Genomic DNA, 18059 nt, shown 5'->3' with positions numbered 1-18059 from the left:
AGGCGTCAGATGTTCCAGCGCGGCGCGCTTTTGGCCAGGCGTTGGCGCATCTCGCCGACGTTGGCGGCCAGTTGTTGAGTCAACAAACGATAGCCATCCAGCGTGTTGTAGACCGGGGCATCGAGGCTGACAAGCGGCACATCCACAGGACGATTGAGCCGCTGGGCGGCGCCCGATTTCAACGCCCTGGCCATGCCGATCAATTGCACGCGAATCTGTCGATGCTCGGCTTTCAATGCCGTTTGCATCAGCCTCATCGCCTCGGGATCATTGGCGTCGGGTCGGGTATTGGCGAGGATCTCCAGGGTGCTCACGCACATGCGCAGGTTGCGCTGGATGGCGTCCAGTTCGGTCATGGAAATCTTCACTTCCTTGGACACGGACGGCATCAACGAGCGCAGTTGCACCATCGCCGCGTTCAGGCGAGTCATGAGCTTGAGGTGTTCGTCGGCGGTGATGGCCTGGCCGTCAATGATGCGCCCGTAGACTTTCGCGCAATCACGTAGCGCATCGGCCAGGTTGTAGCGCCAGGAATATACCGCGTACAGCGGCAGGGCGAAGGAAAACGCCAGGGCCAGGGCAATGCCGATCAGGATGTCCACCCCGCGCCACAAGCCGTCGGTGACCGGGTTGTCGCCGTGCCCCGCGACGATGAACACGGTAATCGCCGACAGCAGCGCCGTGTAACCCCCCTTGCCGATGGCGTGATACGAGAAAAACCCGCAGACCACCGACATCGCGAAATAAGTCAGCCAAGGCATCCCGAGCCAGGCGTGTTGTGCCACCAGCGCCAGGCCGACACCGGCGCCGATCAAGGTGCCGATGGCGCGCTCGGCGGCTTTCTTGCCGATGTTGCCGTGGTGCTGCAAGCCGCCGATCACCACCAGCATCGTCACCGAGGCCCACTCACCATGGGGCAGGTTGATCCCGGTGGTCAGCAGGATCGTCGCCAGCAACCCCAGCGATACGCGCACCGCATGGATCACCCGGGCATGGCGGTAGCGCCGGTACGGGTCGAGCAAGGGCCGCAACAAGCGGCGCAGCAGCGGTGGCAAACGTTGGGCTGTGGACGTACTCAGGCTGGCGCTCCTCAGAAGATGTAGTCGGTGGTCAGGAAACTCGAACTGCGGCCGCTGATGATCTCGCTGATCAGGTCCTTGTTGGTCTCCTGGAATTTGGTGGCCACCAGGGTGCGGATCGAAAACACCCGCAGTGCGTCATGCACCGACAAGGTGCCTTCGGCCGAGTTCTTGCGCCCATTGAAAGGATAGGTGTCCGGGCCGCGCTGGCATTGCGCATTGAGGTTGATGCGCCCGACCTGATTGGCGAAGGTGTCCACCAGGCGGCCGACCGCCACCGGGTTGGTGCCGAAGATGCTCAGCTGCTGGCCGAAGTCCGACTCGAGCACGTAATCGATCACGGTATCCAGATGACGGTACGGCACGATCGGGACGACCGGGCCAAACTGTTCTTCCTGATAAACGCGCATCTGCGGCGTGACCGGGTACAGCACCGCCGGGTAGAAGAACGACGCCCGGGCCTCGCCGCCGTTGGGGTTGACCACCCTGGCGCCTTTGCTCTCGGCATCCGCCACCAGTGCGTGCAGATAGGCGACCTTGCCCGATTCCGGCAGGGGTGTCAGGGCGACGCCGCTTTCCCAGGGCATGCCGGGCTTGAGGCTGGCGAGCCTGGCATTGAACTTGTCGATGAAGGACTCGACCACGTCTTCGTGAACGAACAGGATTTTCAGGGCGGTGCAGCGCTGGCCATTGAATGACAGCGAGCCGGTCAGCGCTTCACTGACCGCGTTGTCCAGGTCCACTTCCGGCAGGACGATGCCCGGGTTTTTCGCATCCAGGCCCAGCGCCGCGCGCAAGCGGTGAGGTCGGGGGTGGAGTTTTTTCAGGTCGCTGGCGGCCTTGTTGGTGCCGATGAAGGCAAAGATGTCGATCTTGCCGCTGGCCATCAGCGCGCTGACCGTCTCGCGGCCGCTGCCGTAGATGACGTTGATCACTCCGGCCGGGAAGCTGTCGCGGAAGGCCTCCAGCAGCGGGCGAATCAGCAGCACGCCGAGTTTGGCCGGCTTGAACACCACGGTGTTGCCCATGATCAGCGCCGGGATCAGCGTGGTGAAGGTTTCGTTCAACGGATAGTTGTAAGGCCCCATGCACAGGGCCACGCCCATCGGCACGCGACGGATCTGGCCGAGGGTGTCCTGTTCCAGTTCAAAGCGGCTGGAGCGGCGGTCGAGTTCCTTCAGCGCGTTGATGGTGTCGACGATGTAGTCGCAGGTGCGGTCGAACTCTTTTTCCGAATCCTTGAGGTTCTTGCCGATCTCCCACATCAGCAGCTTGACCACGGCTTCGCGCTGCTCGCGCATGCGCCCCAGGAAGGTTTCGACGTGCTGGATGCGCTCGGCCACGCGCATGGTCGGCCACAGGCCCTGACCGCGGTCATAAGCACGGACGGCGGCGTCGAGGGCGGTCAATGCGGTCTCGGCATCCAGCAGCGGCGTGCTGCCGAGGATCACTTGCTCGTCGCCATCCGGGCCGTTCAAGTACACCGGGCTGCGGACCTGGGCCAGCGGCCCGTTCCAGGTTTTCAGCACGCCATCGACCAGGTACTCGCGCTGCTCGGTCTGGCCGTCGAGGCGGTATTTTTCCGGGATGTCGGCGGGGCTCGGGAACAGGTTCTGGAGAATGTTGGCTGTGGTCATGTCGCTACCCCTCTGGATTGGGTGATGCACTGATGAATCGTTTTAGCAGACCCCGGTTACCCTTGTCATGACTCATCTCAGGGTTTTGCCCCACGGCGTGACGGATTGCCGATTTATCGACGCCCTGCGTCATGGCCTCAGAAGCGCCCCTAGTTGGCCCCCAATGCCCTCAACCCACCCACGCCGGGTGCCTTAGTGTTGACCTCAGCTTGATCACAATAAAAAAGCTGCACCCGGCTGGCCGGGCAGCCCATGAGAGGACCGCCATGCGGGCAAGCCGATTAACTGAAAAGCCTAGCCTTTGTTTGGCCTTGGCGGGGTGCATCTTCGCGGTGTTGCTGGCGGGGTGCGGCGAACAGTCGAACACCCCGCCGACCCGCAGCGAAGCAGGCGCCGCACGGCCCGCCGACGCCGAGCTGGCGCAGGTCTACGACAACAGCTGCAAGCTGTGCCATGCCAACCCGGCGGCCGGGGCGCCGCTGACCGGCGACATCAAGGCCTGGCAACCACGGGTATTGCAGGGTGCCGACACGCTGCTCGATCACGCGATCAACGGTTACAACGGCATGCCGCCGATGGGCATGTGCATGCAGTGTTCGCAAGAACAGTTCCTGGCGCTGATTGCCTTTATGTCCGGCCAGCCCATCCAATAACAAGAACGGCAGGGTGCGATTCATGACGATGGACCTGACACGGCGTCAGTTGTTGCAACGGGCGAGCGTCATTGGCGCCTTTACCGCGCTCGGCTCGACGCCGGCACTGGCCGAGTTGCTGCGCGCGCCACGACTGATTCCCTGGCGCAACTGGTCGGGCGGCCAGAGCTGCCTGCCGGCGGCGCGACTGGCGCCAAAGAACCTGGATGAGTTGACGCAAGTGGTGCGCCAGGCCCCCGGCAGGATTCGCCCGGTGGGCTCGGCGCATTCCTTCAGCGCGCTGGTGCCCACCGACGGCACCTTGCTGTCGCTGAGCTATTTCACGGGCTTGCTCGATCACGACCCGCAGACCCTGCAAGCCGAGTTCGCCGCCGGCACGCCGATGTCACGCATGGGCACGCCGCTCAAGGACATCGGTCAGGCCCTGCAGAACATGGCCGATATCGATTACCAGACCCTGGCCGGTGCGATCTCGACCTCGACCCACGGTACCGGCAAGCACTTTCAATCCTATTCGGCGCATGTCTGTGGCTTGCAGTTGGTGACCGCCAGCGGCGAGGTCGTGGACTGCGACAGCACGCGTCATCCTGAAGTGTTCAACGCCGCCCGGGTATCACTCGGCGCACTCGGGGTGGCCACGAAAGTTCGTCTGCAAAATCGCCCGGCGTATCGCTTGCGGGAGCGCCAGTGGATCGCTAAAACCGAAGAGCTGCTGGAAGACCTGGACAAGAACACCAGGGAAAACCAGCACTGGGAAATGCTCGTGGTGACCCATTCCGATTACGCCTTGTCGATCGCCTTGAACGAAACCACCGACCCGGCCACACCGCCGGTGCCGGCGGATGAGGAGGGTGGCAACGAGTTTGTCACGCTGATCGAGAAGATCGACAAATACGGCAGTGATTTTCCGGACTTGCGCCGCAGCATGCTCAACAGCCTGCGCCACCTGGCCAGTTTCGATGACCGGGTGGGCGATTCGTTCGACATCTACGCCAACGTGCGTACTGTGCGTTTCAACGAAATGGAGTATTCCGTGCCGGCCGAATACGGCCCGGCCTGTTTGCGCGAGATCCTCAAGCTGATCCAGGACAAGGACCTGCGCACCTGGTTTCCGATCGAGTACCGCTACGTAAAGGCCGACGACATTCCTCTGAGCATGTTCGAAGGCCGCGACAGTTGTTCGATCTCGGTGCACCAGCATTACCAGATGGACCATCACAACTTCTTCGCCGCCATCGAGCCGATCTTCTGGAAGTACAACGGCCGGCCGCACTGGGGCAAGTTGCACACGCTGAACGCGAAAAACCTGCAGCCGCTGTACCCGCGCTGGCAGGAGTTCATCGAGGTGCGGCAGGCGCTCGACCCCAGCGGCAAATTCCTCAATGCGCATTTGTCATCGATCCTGGGGTGAGCTGATGGCCGTCAATCGCCGCAATTTCCTGCTCGGCACTGCGGGTGTCGGCGCCTTGCTGGTGGGTGTCGGGGCGTGGCTGCGCCCGGGTGACCGGGGTGCGCCGTACAGCGATTACTTCCGCATGCTGAACGCCGAACTCAAGGACCACGGGCCGATGCGCCCGGTGATGCTGATCGATCTCGACCGGCTCGATCACAACGTCGATGTGGTGATGCAGTCGGTCAAGCGTGGCGGCAAACACCTGCGCCTGGTGGAAAAATCACTGCCGGCACCGGGACTCTTGAGCTACATCGCCCGGCGCGCCGGCACGCAACGCCTGATGTCGTTTCACCAACCGTTCCTCAATCATGACGCCGTGCAGTTTCCCGCCGCCGACATCCTGTTGGGCAAGCCGCTGCCGGTGCGTTCGGCCGAGCTGTTCTATCAATCGCACAAGGGGCCCTTCGACCCGGCGAAGCAATTGCAATGGCTGCTCGATACGCCGCAGCGCTTGCAGCAATACCTCGCCCTGGCCCAGGGGCTGGGCACGCGGTTGCGGGTGAACATTGAACTGGATGTCGGCCTGCATCGCGGCGGTGTCAGCGACCTTGGCGTACTCGGGCAGATGCTGGCGCTGATCAGCCAGCACCCGCAGCACCTGGAGTTCGCCGGGTTCATGGGCTACGACCCGTTCGTGGGCATGGGCGTGCCGGGGATTCTGGGCTCGCCCGAAGAGCTGTTTGCCAAGGTGATGGTGATCTACAAGCGCTGTGTCGATTTCACCCGTCAACAGTACCCCGGTTTGTGGCATGCAGGGCTGACGCTCAATACGGCCGGCAGCCCGAGCTATGGCATGCATGAACGCGAACAGCTCAGCAGCGAAGTGTCGGTGGGGACCGCGATGCTCAAGCCCACTCACTATGATTTGCCGTCACTGATCGAGCATGTGCCAGCGGCCTACATCGCCACGCCGGTATTGAAAAGCACCGGGGCGGTGAACATTCCGGCGCTGGACGACAAATCCAGGCTGTTCTCCTGGTGGGACACCAATCAGCGCGAGACGTATTTCATCTATGGCGGTAACTGGATGGCCGAGCTCGAATCGCCAGCGGGGTTGCAGAGCAATGGTGTGTATGGCCGCAGTTCGAACCAGGAAATGGTCAACGGCTCGGCGGCGGTGGGGTTGGCGGTTGAAGATCAGGTGTTCTTGCGCCCGACCCAGACGGAGTCGGTGTTGTTGCAGTTCGGGGATTTGCTGGCGGTTCGGGGTGGGAAGATTGTGGAGAGCTGGCCGGTGTATTCCTGAGGGATTTTTTGTGGCTGTGCCGCCGCCATCGCTGGCAAGCCAGCTCCCACAGTGAATTTTGTCGTACACAAATTTTTGTACGCCGTAGATACCTGTGGGAGCTGGCAAGCCAGCTCCTACAGTGAATTTTGTCGTACACAAATTTTTGTACGCCGCAGATACCTGTGGGAGCTGGCTTGCCAGCGATGGCGTCAGTTCAGTCAAAACGCATAGGGAATACTGACCTTGGCCCAAAGCATTTCCCCTTCAGGCCGGTTCTCCACGTCGAACTCCTTGGCCCAGCGAATCTCCGCGCTGGCATATTTGAGAAAGGTCCAGTGCAGTGCCGGACCGATCGCAAACACCTGCCCACGCACTCCGTCGTTCACGTCCTCGCCATTGAACTGCACGGTGTGGCCGAACTGTTTGTCGTCGGTGGTCTGCTTGAGGTAGTAGCCGTTCAGCCCGAACATCAGGTCATCGGTGATCTTGAAACTGGCGGAATAGTCGAAGTGGAAAATCTGCCCCGACTTGTAGTCGGTGTCCTTGTTCTTCTCGTTGAAGCTGTAGGTGGTCTTCATCGACACCTCGGTTCTGTCCGTCGGCAGCCAGGTGAAGGAGAACAGCGGTTTGTAGGTGTAGAAGTTGTTGCTGGTGTTGGCCAGGCGATCGACGCTGTATTCGCCGGTCGGCACCGTGACTTCAATGGCGGCGCCCAGGGTCAGGTTCGGGCCCATGTCCCAGAGAATGATCGGCGCAAACGTTGTGTCACCCATGCCTTCACGGGTGTCCTGCGGCAGGCCGAACACCGAGACTTCCTGCTTGAGCCAGGGCTGCGCGATGTAACCCGCCAGCCGGCCGCCGAACACGCGCACCGGGCTGAGGTAATCCAGGCGCGGAATGACCGCCGTGGATTCGATCTCGACGTTCGGCACCTTGCCGCCGAACGAGCTGATGTTCAGCTTCGTGGCCTTGTAGTGGTTGTAGTAGAGGTTGAAGGCAAGCATGTTGTCCGGAAGGCTGTCGGGCGACAGCGGCAACATGAAGTAGCCGTCGGTGCCGGGGCCGATGTTGTCCACGCCGGCCTCGGTGGCCAGTGCCGGTTGCAGGGCGCAGACGCCGGCCAGGCTGATGACCATCAGGGGAAGTGTCTTGCGGATCGGGGTCATGGGTGTACTCGTTATTATTGTTGGCGGGCTGTCCGGCATCCATACGAGGGCCGCAACATAGAAATAAGCTGTCTGCGCCCTGCAAGGCAGGGTATTGGCGGCCATTTAGGGGGACTTCTGCGGACAGCCTTTGCACCCTGTGCTAACTTCCTTCGACATAACCGGTTACAAAAATAAGAATGCAGCTCGACCCGGAATGTATAGCCCCATGCAAATGAAAGTGATTGACCCCACCTTTGAACTGGCGCTGGTGTCGCCGTTTCTCCTGCAGACCCTGGCCGACGTGGCCGAGCAAAAAGGCATCGACCCACAGAGCCTGTGCCGAGGCTTGGGTTTCAACTTCGAAGACCTTCAGGACCCCGCGCAGCGCATTTCCTATCGCCAGGCCGTGGCCATGATTCAGCGCGCGCTCAAAGTCCTGCCCAATCAGGGCCTGGGCCTGTGGGTCGGCGCGCAGAACGTGCTCGGTACGCTGGGGCTGCTGGGGCACGTGTTGTCGCTGTGCAAGACCCTGCGCGATGCCTTTGAACTGGGCATCCGCCATCAACACACGTCGGGGGGCATTGTCGTATCGAGTGTGGAGGAGGCGGGTGATCGGGTGTTTGTCGACGTTGAATGCCGCTTGCCGTTCGCCGACGTGCAGTTGTTCGCGGTCGAGGAGTTTTTCGCCAGCCTGCTGGTCTACGGCCGGGCGCTGGTCGGGGCGGATTTCAAGCCGGTGGCCGTGGAATTCATGCATGCCGCGCCGGGCTATCTCGACGAATATGCACGCCTGCTGGGGCCGGACGTGCGTTTCGGCTGCCTGCAAAACCGCATGCTGATCGATGCCCATTGGTTGGACGTGCAGTTGCCCAATCACCATTCCCTGGCCCTGCGCCAGGCAGTGAAACTGCTCGAGCTGGAAGCGGCGCAAGTGCACCAGAAAATGGATCTGATCCAGGCGGTGGAACGGGCGATTGCCCGGGACCTGACCGAGGGCAGCCACATCGAGAAAATCGCCGGCGACCTGAACATGAGTAGCCGCACCTTGCGCCGCCGTCTCACCGAACACGCGCTGACGTTCGAAACCTTGCTGGAACAGGTGCGCCAGGCCCGCACCATGAGCCTGCTGGCCAACCCGGACATGTCCATCGAACGCATCACCGAAGAAGTCGGCTACAGCGACGTGCGCAGCTTTCGCCGGGCGTTCAAGCGCTGGACCGGCATGAGCCCGAGCGCGTTCCGCAACGACAGCCCCAGCCTGGTTTGATCTCTTTGTGGTGAAAGGGCTTGGCTTTTCACCACAGGTTCCTGGCCTCCGACGGCACACAAACCCTCATACTCCGGTTAAACTCCGTGCTCTTTTTCAAGGAGTTCATATGAGTCATTACCAGCCGGGCATTCTCGCCACCCCCGTTCCGCCTCAAGCCCGCCATATGTTCTTCGCGCTCGAATCCGCCGCTGCACTGCCGGCCGCGCTCGATAAGCTGCAAGGGCTGGTGGACGGCAAGTCGGTGGTGGTCGGCTTCGGCGAGTCCCTGGTCAAGGCGCTGGACGGGCAGATCGAAGGTCTGCGGCCATTCCCGGCACTGACCGGCGTAGGCGTCGACAACCCGTCGACCCAGCACGCGCTCTGGTGCTGGCTGCACGGCGAAGACCGTGGTGAGTTGCTCAACCGCAGCAATGCCATCGCCGCCGCATTGGCTCCGGCGTTGCGCCTGGTGCAGATGAACGAAACCTTCCGCCACATGACCGGCCATGACCTGACCGGCTACGAAGACGGCACCGAAAACCCCCACGATGAAGCCGCAGCCGCTGCCGCCCTGGTGGGTGAGGGCGCGGACGGCACGGTCGGTGGCAGCTTCGCCGCGATCCAGCAATGGCAGCACGACTTGCAAGGTTTCCATGCGCTGTCGGCCGATGACAAGGACAACATCATGGGCCGCCGCCTGAGCGACAACGAAGAGATCGACGACGCGCCGGTTTCCGCCCACGTCAAACGCACCGCCCAGGAAAGCTTCGCGCCCGAGGCCTTCGTGGTGCGCCGCTCGATGCCGTGGATCGAAGGCGAGCGTGCCGGCCTGATGTTCCTGGCCTTCGGTTTTTCCCTCGACGCCTTCGAAGCTCAACTGCGTCGCATGAGCGGCCTGGAAGACGGCATCACCGACGGTCTGTACCGCATCAGCCGTCCGCTCACCGGTGGCTACTACTGGTGCCCGCCGCTCAAGGACGGTCGACTGGACCTGCGCGCATTGCGCGTCGGCTGAGCAAAAGGAGAGCTTATGAACCGGGTGCGCTGGGGCATGATCGGTTGTGGCAGTGTCGCTGAACGCAAAAGCGGCCCGGCTTTCTACAAGGCGCCCGGATCGGCCTTGGTGGCGGTCATGGGCCGGCGCCTGGAAGCCGTCACCGACTACGCCGCTCGCCACGGCATCGCGCGGGTCTACACCGATGCGCAAGCGTTGATCAACGATCCCGAGGTCGACGCGGTGTACATCGCCACGCCGCCCGACAGTCATCACGCCTACGCCTTGCAGGTGGCCGCCGCCGGCAAGCATTGCTGCGTGGAAAAACCGATGGCGCTGAACGCCGGGCAAAGCCGCGAGATGCAGCAGGTGTTCGCCGATGCCGGGCTGCACCTGTTCGTCTCCTATTACCGGCGTTCGCTGCCACGCTTCCGGCAAGTGCGGCAATGGCTGGAGGAGGGGCGGATCGGCGAGGTCCGGCACTTGACCTGGACCCTCACCAAAACCCCGTCGGCGGCGGATCTGGAGGGCGCGAACAATTGGCGCACCGCCCCGGCGATTGCCGGTGGCGGTTACTTCGCCGACCTGGCCAGCCATGGCCTGGACCTGTTCCAGTACCTGTTCGGCGATATCGTCGAAGTGGCCGGGTTCACCGCCCGGCAGGCCGGTTTGTATGCCGCCGAAGATGCCGTCAGCGCCACTTGGCGGTTTGCCAGCGGGGCACTGGGCATGGGCTGCTGGAACTTCGTTGCAGACCGTCGCGAAGACCGCGTCGAAGTGATCGGCAGCCAAGGCCGGATCACGTTCTCGGTGTTCGATGAGCACCCGGTCGAACTGCACGCCGATGAACACCTGAGCCTGACCATCGAGCATCACGCCCACATCCAGTGGCACCACGTATTGGGCATGAATGCACATATTCGTGGCGAGGCACAGCATCCGGCCGTGGCCGGCGAAGCGCTGAAGACCGATTGGGTCATGGACCAGATCCTCAAGCGCCACTGAACCTGTAGGAGCGAGCCTGCTCGCGATGGTCGTCAACGATAACGCTGGAAGTCTGACACCCCACGGCGTTCTCGGGTTTATCGCGAGCAGGCTCGCTCCTACAGTTTCGGATTGCGTTGCGCATCTAACCTTATGCGCATTCGGTATTTCTCAAGCCTGCCATAACCTCTCTAAGATCACGTCATAACTCGTTATAACAAGTGATCTGCCATGACCGATAACGTTCTATCCCTGAGCAGCGTCCCGCTGCACACCCAGCTGCGAGACGTGCTGCGTGCGCGCATCCTCGACGGCGAGTACCCGCAAGACAGCCAGATGCCTTCCGAAAGCGAGCTTGGCGCGTTGTTCAAGGTCAGTCGCATCACCGTGCGCCAGGCCTTGGGCGACCTGCAGAAGGAAGGGCTGATCTTCAAGATCCACGGCAAAGGCACCTTCGTCGCCAAGCCGAAAACCTTCCAGAACGTCAGCACCCTGCAAGGCCTGGCCGAGTCCATGACCGGGCGTGGCTATGAGGTGATCAACCGTCTGCGCAGCTTCAAGTTCATCGCCGCCGACAAGCTCGTCGCCGAGCGTTTGCAGGTCGCCGAAGGCGAGATCGTGGCGCAGATCAAACGGGTGCGCCTGATCAATCGCGAGCCGGTGTCCCTGGAGGTCACTTACCTGCCCAAGACCATTGGTGAGCGTCTGGAAAAGGCCGACCTGGTCACCCGCGACATCTTCCTGATCCTGGAAAACGACTGCGGCCTGGCCCTGGGCCACGCTGACCTGGCCATCGATGCGGTACTGGCCGACAGCGACCTGACCCAGGCGCTGAACGTCGAACCCGGCTCGCCGATCATGCGTATCGAGCGCCTGACCCACGACTGTGCCGGCCAGCCGCTGGACTTCGAACACCTTTACTACCGTGGCGATGCCTTCCAGTACCGCCTGCGGATCGACCGGCACAAAGGGGCTTGAACATGACACGCAACACCCTCGAACAGGAATACGACATCGTCGTGATCGGCGGCGGCACCGCCGGCCCCATGGCGGCGATCAAGGCCAAGGAACGCAACCGCGACCTGCGGGTGTTGTTGATCGACAAGGCCAACGTCAAGCGCAGCGGCGCGATCAGCATGGGCATGGACGGCCTGAACAACGCGATCATTCCCGGCCACTCGACGCCGGAGCAGTACACCAAGGAAATCACCATCGCCAACGACGGCATCGTCAACCAGGCCGCGGTGTACGCCTATGCCACCCACAGCTTCGAGACCATCGAGCAACTGGACCGCTGGGGCGTGAAGTTCGAGAAGGACGAAACCGGCGACTACGCGGTGAAGAAGGTCCACCACATGGGCGCCTACGTGCTGCCGATGCCGGAAGGGCACGACATCAAGAAAGTCCTGTACCGCCAGTTGAAACGCGCGCGGGTGAGCATCACCAATCGCCTGGTCTGCACGCGCTTGCTGACGGATGAAGAGGGCGCGGTCAACGGCGTGATGGGCTTCGATTGCCGCACCGCGGACTTCCATGTGATCAAGGCCAAGGCGGTGATCCTCGCCTGCGGTGCCGCCGGACGCCTCGGCTTGCCGTCCTCGGGTTACCTGATGGGCACCTACGAAAACCCGACCAATGCCGGCGACGGCTACTCGATGGCCTACCACGCCGGGGCCGAGCTGGCGAACCTGGAGTGCTTCCAGATCAACCCGCTGATCAAGGACTACAACGGCCCGGCCTGCGCCTACGTCACCGGTCCCCTGGGCGGCTACACCGCCAACAACAAGGGCGAGCGCTTCATCGAGTGCGACTACTGGAGCGGGCAGATGATGTGGGAGTTCCATCAGGAACTGGAAAGCGGCAACGGCCCGGTGTTCCTCAAGCTCGATCACCTGGCCGAGGAAACCATCCAGAACATCGAAGAGATCCTGCACAGCAACGAGCGTCCGAGTCGCGGCCAGTTCCACGCCAATCGCGGTACGGACTACCGCACGCAGATGGTCGAGATGCACATCTCCGAGATCGGCTTTTGCAGCGGGCATTCGGCGTCGGGGGTGTGGGTCAACGAGAAGGCCGAGACCTCGGTCAAGGGTTTGTACTCGGCCGGTGACATGGCCGCGGTGCCGCACAACTACATGCTCGGCGCCTTCACCTACGGCTGGTTCGCCGGCAACAACGCGGCGGATTTTGTCGCCGGGCGTGAGTTTTCCGCCCTCGATGTGGCACAGATCGAAGCGGAAAAACAGCGGGTCTACGCGCCGCTCGATCGCGAACACGGCCTGCCACCGGCCCAGGTCGAGTACAAGCTGCGGCGCTTCGTCAACGACTACCTGCAACCGCCGAAAGTGACCAAGAAGATGCAGATCGGACTGCAACGCTTCAGCGACATCCAGCGCGACCTCGACCAGATCAAGGCCCACAACGCCCATGAGCTGATGCGCGCCATGGAAGTCAGCATGATCCGCGACTGCGCCGAAATGGCCGCCCGCGCTTCATTGTTCCGCGCCGAGAGCCGCTGGGGGCTGTACCACCATCGCGTCGATCACCCGCAACGCAACGATCGCGACTGGTTCTGCCATTGCCACCTGAAGAAAGACCAGAACGGTTTGATGAGCAGCTTCAAGAAAGCCGTCGAGCCTTACATCATCCCGCTGGATGCCGACGAGATGCAGGCTTACGACCGGTTGCGGGTCGGTGCCGATGCGGCTTGATGCCGACAATCAAAGAGAGACCGAACATGGCTTACCAACCCCAGGAAATCTTCTTCCGCTCCAACGCACCGGTCACGGTCGACGAGGACCTTTGCATCGCCCACAAAGGCTGCACCGTATGCGTCGACGTTTGCCCGATGGACCTGCTGGCGATCAACCCGGCCACGCAAAAGGCCTACATGGCCTTCGATGAATGCTGGTACTGCATGCCCTGTGAAAAGGACTGCCCGACGGGCGCGGTGAAAGTCGAGATCCCCTATTTATTGCGCTGAATGTGAACACAGTTGCTCCCACAATGATTTGTGCAGCACCTCAACATCTGAAAACACCAAAGAACCCTGTGGGAGCTGGCTTGCCAGCGATGAGGCCAGCCCAAACAACGCTAAAACGCCATCCGGCCACCACCGGACGCCTGATTCACAACACCCCTCGTTTCCCACCACGCCCTGATCGTGGCGGAGACGAACATCCTATAAATGATTCGAGGGGAAACACTCATGTTGCGTGCAACTTTGGCCGGTCTGGTACTGGCTTCATTCACTTTGTCGGCCTCGGCCGAAACCATCCGCATTGCCATCGGCACCCAGGACACCACCATCAACTGCGCCGCCGGCGGTTTGTTGATTCGCGAGCTCGGTCTGCTGGACAAATACCTGCCCCACGACGGCCAATACAAAGACGCCCAATACGACGTGCAGTGGAAGAACTTCACCAGCGGCGCACCGCTGACCAACGAGATGGTCGCCGGCAAGCTCGACTTTGGCGCCATGGCCGATTTCCCCGGTTCGTTCAACGGCGTGGCGTTTGAAACCGCCGGCAAGCACAGCCTGTTCATCAGCGTCCTGTCGGGCAGCACCAAGGGCAGTGGCAACGGCATCGTGGTGCCGAGTGCGTCGGGCGTGCAGTCGCTGGCCGAGCTCAAGGGCAAGACCATTTCCGTTCCGTTCGCTTCCACCGCCCATGGCATGTTGCTGCGAGCCGTGGCGGCCCAGGGCTGGGACCCGCTCAAGGACGTGAACATCATCGCCCAGCCGCCGGAAGTCGCCGGCTCCGCGTTGCAGGCCGGCAAGATCGATGCCCATGCTGACTTCGTGCCGTTCGCCGAACTGTTCCCCAGCCGTGGATTCGCCCGCAAGATCTATGACGGTTCCCAAGCCAATGCGCCGACCTTCCACGGTGCGCTGGTCGATCAGGCCTATGCGAAAAAGTACCCGGAAATCGTCGTCGCTTACCTGCGCGCGAGCATCGAAGCCAACCAACTGCTGGCGGCTGAACCGGAGAAATACAGCGAGCTGATCGCCAAGGTCACCGGGGTCGATGCCGAGGTCAACTACCTGTTCCATGGCCCCCTCGGCGTGCAAACCCGCGACCTGAGCTGGAAGCCGGAATACCGTCAGGCCGTGGGCACCGCCATCGATACCCTGAAGTTGTTGAAGAAGGCCGATCGCGGTCTCGATCTCAACACCTTCATCGACGACCAGTACATCCGCGCCGCCTTCAAGGCCTCGAACCTGGACTACAACGCGCAGCTTGCCGACTACCGGCAGACGCCGCTCAAGGCCGTCGATGCCGCCAGCGGCAAAGCCATCACCGACGTGCGCCACGTGGCGGAAATCTGGGTGCGTGGCGAGCCGAAAGTCCGTCAATACGCCTCGGCGGAAGCCGCATTCAGCGCGCTGACAGCGCTGAAACAGGAAGGCAAAAACATCCGCGCGGTGTACACCCAGGCCAGTGACAGCGGGATCAAGCTGCTGGCGGATCAGGCGTGGTTTGCCACCGATAGCAAAGGCCAGCTGAGCGCGTTCCTGCTCAAGGGCCAGGCCCAGCAGTTCGCTACGGCCCAGGGCGGCAAGGTCTTCGACTTCACCGATGCCACAGCGCAGGCCGTGGCCGTTCGCTAACCCTGTAGGAGCCGGCTTGCTGGCGATTGCTGACTGACATTCAACATTGATGTCGACTGACCCGCCGCTATCGCCAGCAAGCCGGCTCCTACGGGTTTTTGGTTGAGAGGAATAATTGTGTACCGATCCTATTCTCGCTGGCTCCCCAGAGCCGCTTCACTGCTGCTCTGCCTGCTGTTCTGGCAACTCGCCGCCAGCCACCACTGGAACCTCGGCCTGGTGACTTTCGCCAACGTCCCGACACCCGTGGCGGTCGTTGAAGCCGCCCTCGGCCTCGGCGACTCCGGCAAGCTCGCGCAGCACCTGGGCAGCAGCCTCGGCCGGGTGTTCGCCGGTTACCTCGCAGCGCTGGTCATTGGCGTTGCCCTGGGCCTGGCCATCGGCCGCTCGAAATGGGCCGAAGATCTGCTGCTGCCGCCCCTTGAAGTGCTGCGCCCGATTCCGGCGGTGGCGTGGATTCCCCTGGCCATCCTGATGTTTCCCTCGTCGGAACTGTCGATGGTGTTCATCACCTTCACCGGCGCACTGTTCCCGATCCTGCTCAACACCGTGCATGGCGTCGAAGGCGTCGACCCACGGCTGATCGCCTCGGCGAAAAGCCTCGGGGCAGGGCGCCGGGCCATCCTGCTGGAGGTGATTCTTCCGGGCGCTGCGCCGAGCATCATCACCGGCCTGGCCATCGGCATGGGCACCTCGTGGTTCTGCCTGGTAACGGCGGAAATGATCTCCGGCCAATTCGGCATCGGCTATTACACCTGGGAGTCCTACACCATCCAGAACTACGCCGACATCGTCGTCGGCATGTTGCTGATCGGCGTGCTCGGCATGGGCAGCAGCCTGCTGATCAAGCGTCTGGGCGGGCTGTTCACGCCCTGGCATCGACCACGAGGAAAAGCCTGATGAGCGTTTTTCAACACATGGAAGGGCGCATCGACATTCGCGGGCTGTCGATCAGCCTGGGCGAAGGGGCCGCGGCTTTCGAAGCGGTGCAGGGCCTCGATTGCCAGATCGAACCGGGGCAGTTCGTGTGCATTCTCGGGCCGTCCGGTTGCGGCAAGTCCACCTTGCTCGGCGCACTGGCCGGTCACCTGCAACCGCGCACCGGCACCTTGAACGTGGATGGCGCGCCGGTGTCGGGGCCCTCGCCACAACGCGGCATGGTGTTCCAGCAGCACACCTTGTTTCCGTGGCGCACGGTGCGTGACAACGTGGCGTTCGGCTTGAAGATGCGTGGCGTCGGCAAGCGCGAACGGCACAAGGCGGCGGATGACATCCTCGCGCTGGTGGGCCTCGAAGGTTTTGCCGAGCGCTGGCCCGATCAGCTCTCCGGCGGCATGCAGCAACGGGTGGAAATCGCCCGGGTGCTGGTCAACCGTCCGCGCCTGTTGCTTATGGACGAACCCTTCGGCGCCCTCGATGCCCTGACCCGGTTGAACATGCAGGAACTGCTGCTGGACATCTGGACGCGCATCCGCACCACCGTGGTGTTCGTCACCCATGACATCGACGAAGCGCTGTTCCTCGCCGACCGCTTGCTGGTCATGGGACCGCGCCCCGGGCGGATCATCGAAGACCTGCGCCTGGACTTCCCGAGGCCGCGCAGCACCGAACTGGTGACCAGCCCTGAATTCTCGCACCTCAAGCGTCATTGCCTCGAACTCCTGCGCCACGAAGACGGTCGGCAACTGCCGCGCCTGAACCCGCTGGGGCTTCCTCCTGAAAACAAACTGCCGCGATTTGCCCTATGACCTCACTATTCGATGTAACCGATAACGACGACATCCTTGCCCTGCAACCGCGCCTGACCGATGACGACCCCGGTGTACGCCGGATCGCACTGATCGAACTGGCCGATCTCGAGGAACCGGACGGCCTGCTGTGGCTGACCGATCGACTGGCCGAAGACCCGATTGCAGACGTTCGGGCCGAAGCCGCGCGGTTGCTGGAAGCCTGGGAGGACGAGCCGGTGGTTGAAGCGCTGTGCCAGGCCCTGACCGATCCGTCCCCGGCGGTGCAGGCGGCCGCCGCGCAAAGCCTCAGCCTGCTCAAGAGCGAAGCGGCGGGACGGGTCATTCTGCCGTGGACCGGGCACGCCGACAGCGGCGTGCGCATTGCCGCGTTCAGGGCGTTGCGCGAGTTGCGTTGCCCCGATGCCGCCTCGGCGGCTGTCGCTGCATTGGCCGATGAAAGCGCCAGTGTGCGCCGCGAAGCGGTGGGCGTGCTCGGCTGGCTCAAGCAGCTTGATGCCTTGCCGGCGCTGGCGCAGTTGGCCAGCGCTGACCCGGACACCGAGGTGCGGCGTGCAGCCACCGGCGCATTGGGCCTGGCGTCTGACGCCCAGGTGCTGCCGGCCCTGCGTCAGGCCTTGCGCGACGCAGCCTGGCAAGTGCGCGAAGAAGCCGCCACCACCCTGGGCAAGGTCGGCCACCCCGACGCCGGCCCGGCCCTGATCGACGCCCTGGGCGACGATTACTGGCAAGTGCGCCTGCGCGCCACCCGCAGCCTCGGCCGCCTGCGTTTTACACCGGCGCTCGAAGCGCTGATCGACACCCTCGGCCACCGCATCAGCAACCTGCGCAAGGAAGCCGCGCTGGCCCTCGGCGAATTGAACGACCCACGGGCCATTGCGCCGTTGCAGGCCGCGCAGGACGACGGCGACCCGGAAGTGCGCAAGGCCGTGCGCATTGCCTTGAGTCAACTGCAATGAACCCGCTGGCGATCGGCAACTCCCGCAGCAAACAGCAGTTGCGCCTGAACTGGCCGGATGGTCGCGAGCAACTGCTGGATCATGCCGAACTGCGCCGGCAGTGCCCGTGTTCACAGTGCCGGGCGTTTCGATTGCGGGGGATGACACCGATGGTCGATGCGCGGGTTCAGGTGATCGAACTGAATCCGCAAGGGTATGGCCTGCAACTGGTGTTCAGCGATGGGCATGAGCGGGGGATTTATCCTTGGGCGTATCTCTCTGCTCTGGCCTGATCCCTGTAGGAGCGAGCCTGCTCGCGATGGACGTGAACGATAA

17 protein-coding genes are annotated in these 18059 nt (G+C 62.7%); 14 read left to right on the top strand and 3 right to left on the bottom strand.

Annotated features, from left to right (window positions below; all coding sequences use genetic code 11):
* Window positions 1-5: 5 nt before the first annotated feature.
* Complete coding sequence (locus AB4O16_RS03565; protein ID WP_160386396.1) at window positions 6-1046, bottom strand: FUSC family protein; 1041 nt, start codon at window positions 1044-1046, stop codon at window positions 6-8.
* A 44-nt stretch (window positions 1047-1090) separates the two neighbouring features.
* Window positions 1091-2716 carry an NADP-dependent glyceraldehyde-3-phosphate dehydrogenase gene (locus tag AB4O16_RS03560; protein WP_160386286.1) on the bottom strand — a complete coding sequence of 542 codons (1626 nt, stop codon included), beginning with the start codon at window positions 2714-2716 and terminating at the stop codon, window positions 1091-1093.
* 266 nt (window positions 2717-2982) lie between these two features.
* On the opposite strand from AB4O16_RS03560, the gene AB4O16_RS03555 reads away from it, so the two are divergent.
* From AB4O16_RS03555 to AB4O16_RS03545, 3 genes are all read left to right on the top strand, one after another.
* Window positions 2983-3369 carry a c-type cytochrome gene (locus AB4O16_RS03555; protein WP_460157006.1) on the top strand — a complete coding sequence of 129 codons (387 nt, stop codon included), beginning with the start codon at window positions 2983-2985 and terminating at the stop codon, window positions 3367-3369.
* 22 nt (window positions 3370-3391) lie between these two features.
* On the top strand, window positions 3392-4780 hold the full coding sequence (locus tag AB4O16_RS03550) for a D-arabinono-1,4-lactone oxidase (RefSeq protein WP_460157005.1): 1389 nt from the start codon (window positions 3392-3394) through the stop codon (window positions 4778-4780).
* Window positions 4781-4859: 79 nt separating this feature from the next.
* Window positions 4860-6068 (top strand): DSD1 family PLP-dependent enzyme, encoded by a 1209-nt coding sequence (locus AB4O16_RS03545; protein ID WP_460158028.1) that lies wholly within the window; start codon window positions 4860-4862, stop codon window positions 6066-6068.
* Between the two features lie 200 nt (window positions 6069-6268).
* On the opposite strand, the gene AB4O16_RS03540 is transcribed toward AB4O16_RS03545, so the two are convergent.
* Complete coding sequence (locus AB4O16_RS03540) at window positions 6269-7216, bottom strand: SphA family protein (protein ID WP_160386283.1); 948 nt, start codon at window positions 7214-7216, stop codon at window positions 6269-6271.
* A gap of 208 nt (window positions 7217-7424) precedes the next feature.
* Here AB4O16_RS03540 and AB4O16_RS03535 point away from each other — a divergent pair, with 208 nt between their 5' ends.
* The 11 genes from AB4O16_RS03535 to AB4O16_RS03485 all read left to right on the top strand — a co-directional run bounded on the left by AB4O16_RS03535 (window position 7425) and on the right by AB4O16_RS03485 (window position 18016).
* On the top strand, window positions 7425-8465 hold the full coding sequence (locus AB4O16_RS03535) for an AraC family transcriptional regulator (protein WP_160386282.1): 1041 nt from the start codon (window positions 7425-7427) through the stop codon (window positions 8463-8465).
* Window positions 8466-8574: 109 nt separating this feature from the next.
* Window positions 8575-9462, top strand: coding sequence for a Dyp-type peroxidase (locus AB4O16_RS03530; RefSeq protein ID WP_160386280.1), 888 nt, complete (start codon window positions 8575-8577; stop codon window positions 9460-9462).
* Window positions 9463-9477: 15 nt separating this feature from the next.
* Entirely contained in the window at window positions 9478-10446 is a 969-nt protein-coding gene (locus AB4O16_RS03525) for a Gfo/Idh/MocA family protein (protein WP_460157004.1), read from the top strand.
* A gap of 210 nt (window positions 10447-10656) precedes the next feature.
* Window positions 10657-11403 (top strand): GntR family transcriptional regulator, encoded by a 747-nt coding sequence (locus tag AB4O16_RS03520; RefSeq protein ID WP_460157003.1) that lies wholly within the window; start codon window positions 10657-10659, stop codon window positions 11401-11403.
* Between the two features lie 2 nt (window positions 11404-11405).
* Window positions 11406-13136 (top strand): fumarate reductase/succinate dehydrogenase flavoprotein subunit, encoded by a 1731-nt coding sequence (locus AB4O16_RS03515; protein ID WP_160386274.1) that lies wholly within the window; start codon window positions 11406-11408, stop codon window positions 13134-13136.
* A 26-nt stretch (window positions 13137-13162) separates the two neighbouring features.
* The gene (locus AB4O16_RS03510) at window positions 13163-13408 is read left to right on the top strand and encodes a 4Fe-4S dicluster domain-containing protein (RefSeq protein WP_007946457.1); all 246 of its coding nucleotides are present in this window, start codon (window positions 13163-13165) and stop codon (window positions 13406-13408) included.
* Between the two features lie 204 nt (window positions 13409-13612).
* The gene (locus AB4O16_RS03505; RefSeq protein WP_460157002.1) at window positions 13613-15037 is read left to right on the top strand and encodes an ABC transporter substrate-binding protein; all 1425 of its coding nucleotides are present in this window, start codon (window positions 13613-13615) and stop codon (window positions 15035-15037) included.
* Window positions 15038-15154: 117 nt separating this feature from the next.
* On the top strand, window positions 15155-15937 hold the full coding sequence (locus tag AB4O16_RS03500) for an ABC transporter permease (RefSeq protein ID WP_160386270.1): 783 nt from the start codon (window positions 15155-15157) through the stop codon (window positions 15935-15937).
* Window positions 15937-16785: an ABC transporter ATP-binding protein gene (locus AB4O16_RS03495; protein ID WP_460157001.1), complete on the top strand. Its 849-nt coding sequence runs from the start codon at window positions 15937-15939 to the stop codon at window positions 16783-16785. Before AB4O16_RS03500 ends, AB4O16_RS03495 begins: the two co-directional genes overlap by 1 nt.
* On the top strand, window positions 16782-17744 hold the full coding sequence (locus tag AB4O16_RS03490; RefSeq protein ID WP_460157000.1) for a HEAT repeat domain-containing protein: 963 nt from the start codon (window positions 16782-16784) through the stop codon (window positions 17742-17744). Before AB4O16_RS03495 ends, AB4O16_RS03490 begins: the two co-directional genes overlap by 4 nt.
* Window positions 17741-18016: a DUF971 domain-containing protein gene (locus AB4O16_RS03485; protein ID WP_460156999.1), complete on the top strand. Its 276-nt coding sequence runs from the start codon at window positions 17741-17743 to the stop codon at window positions 18014-18016. Before AB4O16_RS03490 ends, AB4O16_RS03485 begins: the two co-directional genes overlap by 4 nt.
* Window positions 18017-18059 lie beyond the last annotated feature (43 nt).

This window comes from Pseudomonas sp. S2_H10 (assembly GCF_054668285.1).
The sequence above is the reverse complement of the archived record's forward strand: the minus strand, read 5'-3'. Positions and strand labels throughout refer to the sequence as shown.

What these genes read in the sequence shown, in the direction of transcription:
- AB4O16_RS03560 (WP_160386286.1), bottom strand. Translation starts at nt 2,716, where the DNA reads ATGACCACAGCCAACATTCTCCAGAACCTGTTCCCGAGCCCCGCCGAC.
- AB4O16_RS03555 (WP_460157006.1), top strand. Translation starts at nt 2,983, where the DNA reads ATGCGGGCAAGCCGATTAACTGAAAAGCCTAGCCTTTGTTTGGCCTTG.
- AB4O16_RS03550 (WP_460157005.1), top strand. Translation starts at nt 3,392, where the DNA reads ATGACGATGGACCTGACACGGCGTCAGTTGTTGCAACGGGCGAGCGTC.
- AB4O16_RS03540 (WP_160386283.1), bottom strand. Translation starts at nt 7,216, where the DNA reads ATGACCCCGATCCGCAAGACACTTCCCCTGATGGTCATCAGCCTGGCC.
- AB4O16_RS03535 (WP_160386282.1), top strand. Translation starts at nt 7,425, where the DNA reads ATGCAAATGAAAGTGATTGACCCCACCTTTGAACTGGCGCTGGTGTCG.
- AB4O16_RS03530 (WP_160386280.1), top strand. Translation starts at nt 8,575, where the DNA reads ATGAGTCATTACCAGCCGGGCATTCTCGCCACCCCCGTTCCGCCTCAA.
- AB4O16_RS03525 (WP_460157004.1), top strand. Translation starts at nt 9,478, where the DNA reads ATGAACCGGGTGCGCTGGGGCATGATCGGTTGTGGCAGTGTCGCTGAA.
- AB4O16_RS03520 (WP_460157003.1), top strand. Translation starts at nt 10,657, where the DNA reads ATGACCGATAACGTTCTATCCCTGAGCAGCGTCCCGCTGCACACCCAG.
- AB4O16_RS03515 (WP_160386274.1), top strand. Translation starts at nt 11,406, where the DNA reads ATGACACGCAACACCCTCGAACAGGAATACGACATCGTCGTGATCGGC.
- AB4O16_RS03510 (WP_007946457.1), top strand. Translation starts at nt 13,163, where the DNA reads ATGGCTTACCAACCCCAGGAAATCTTCTTCCGCTCCAACGCACCGGTC.
- AB4O16_RS03505 (WP_460157002.1), top strand. Translation starts at nt 13,613, where the DNA reads ATGATTCGAGGGGAAACACTCATGTTGCGTGCAACTTTGGCCGGTCTG.
- AB4O16_RS03495 (WP_460157001.1), top strand. Translation starts at nt 15,937, where the DNA reads ATGAGCGTTTTTCAACACATGGAAGGGCGCATCGACATTCGCGGGCTG.
- AB4O16_RS03490 (WP_460157000.1), top strand. Translation starts at nt 16,782, where the DNA reads ATGACCTCACTATTCGATGTAACCGATAACGACGACATCCTTGCCCTG.
- AB4O16_RS03485 (WP_460156999.1), top strand. Translation starts at nt 17,741, where the DNA reads ATGAACCCGCTGGCGATCGGCAACTCCCGCAGCAAACAGCAGTTGCGC.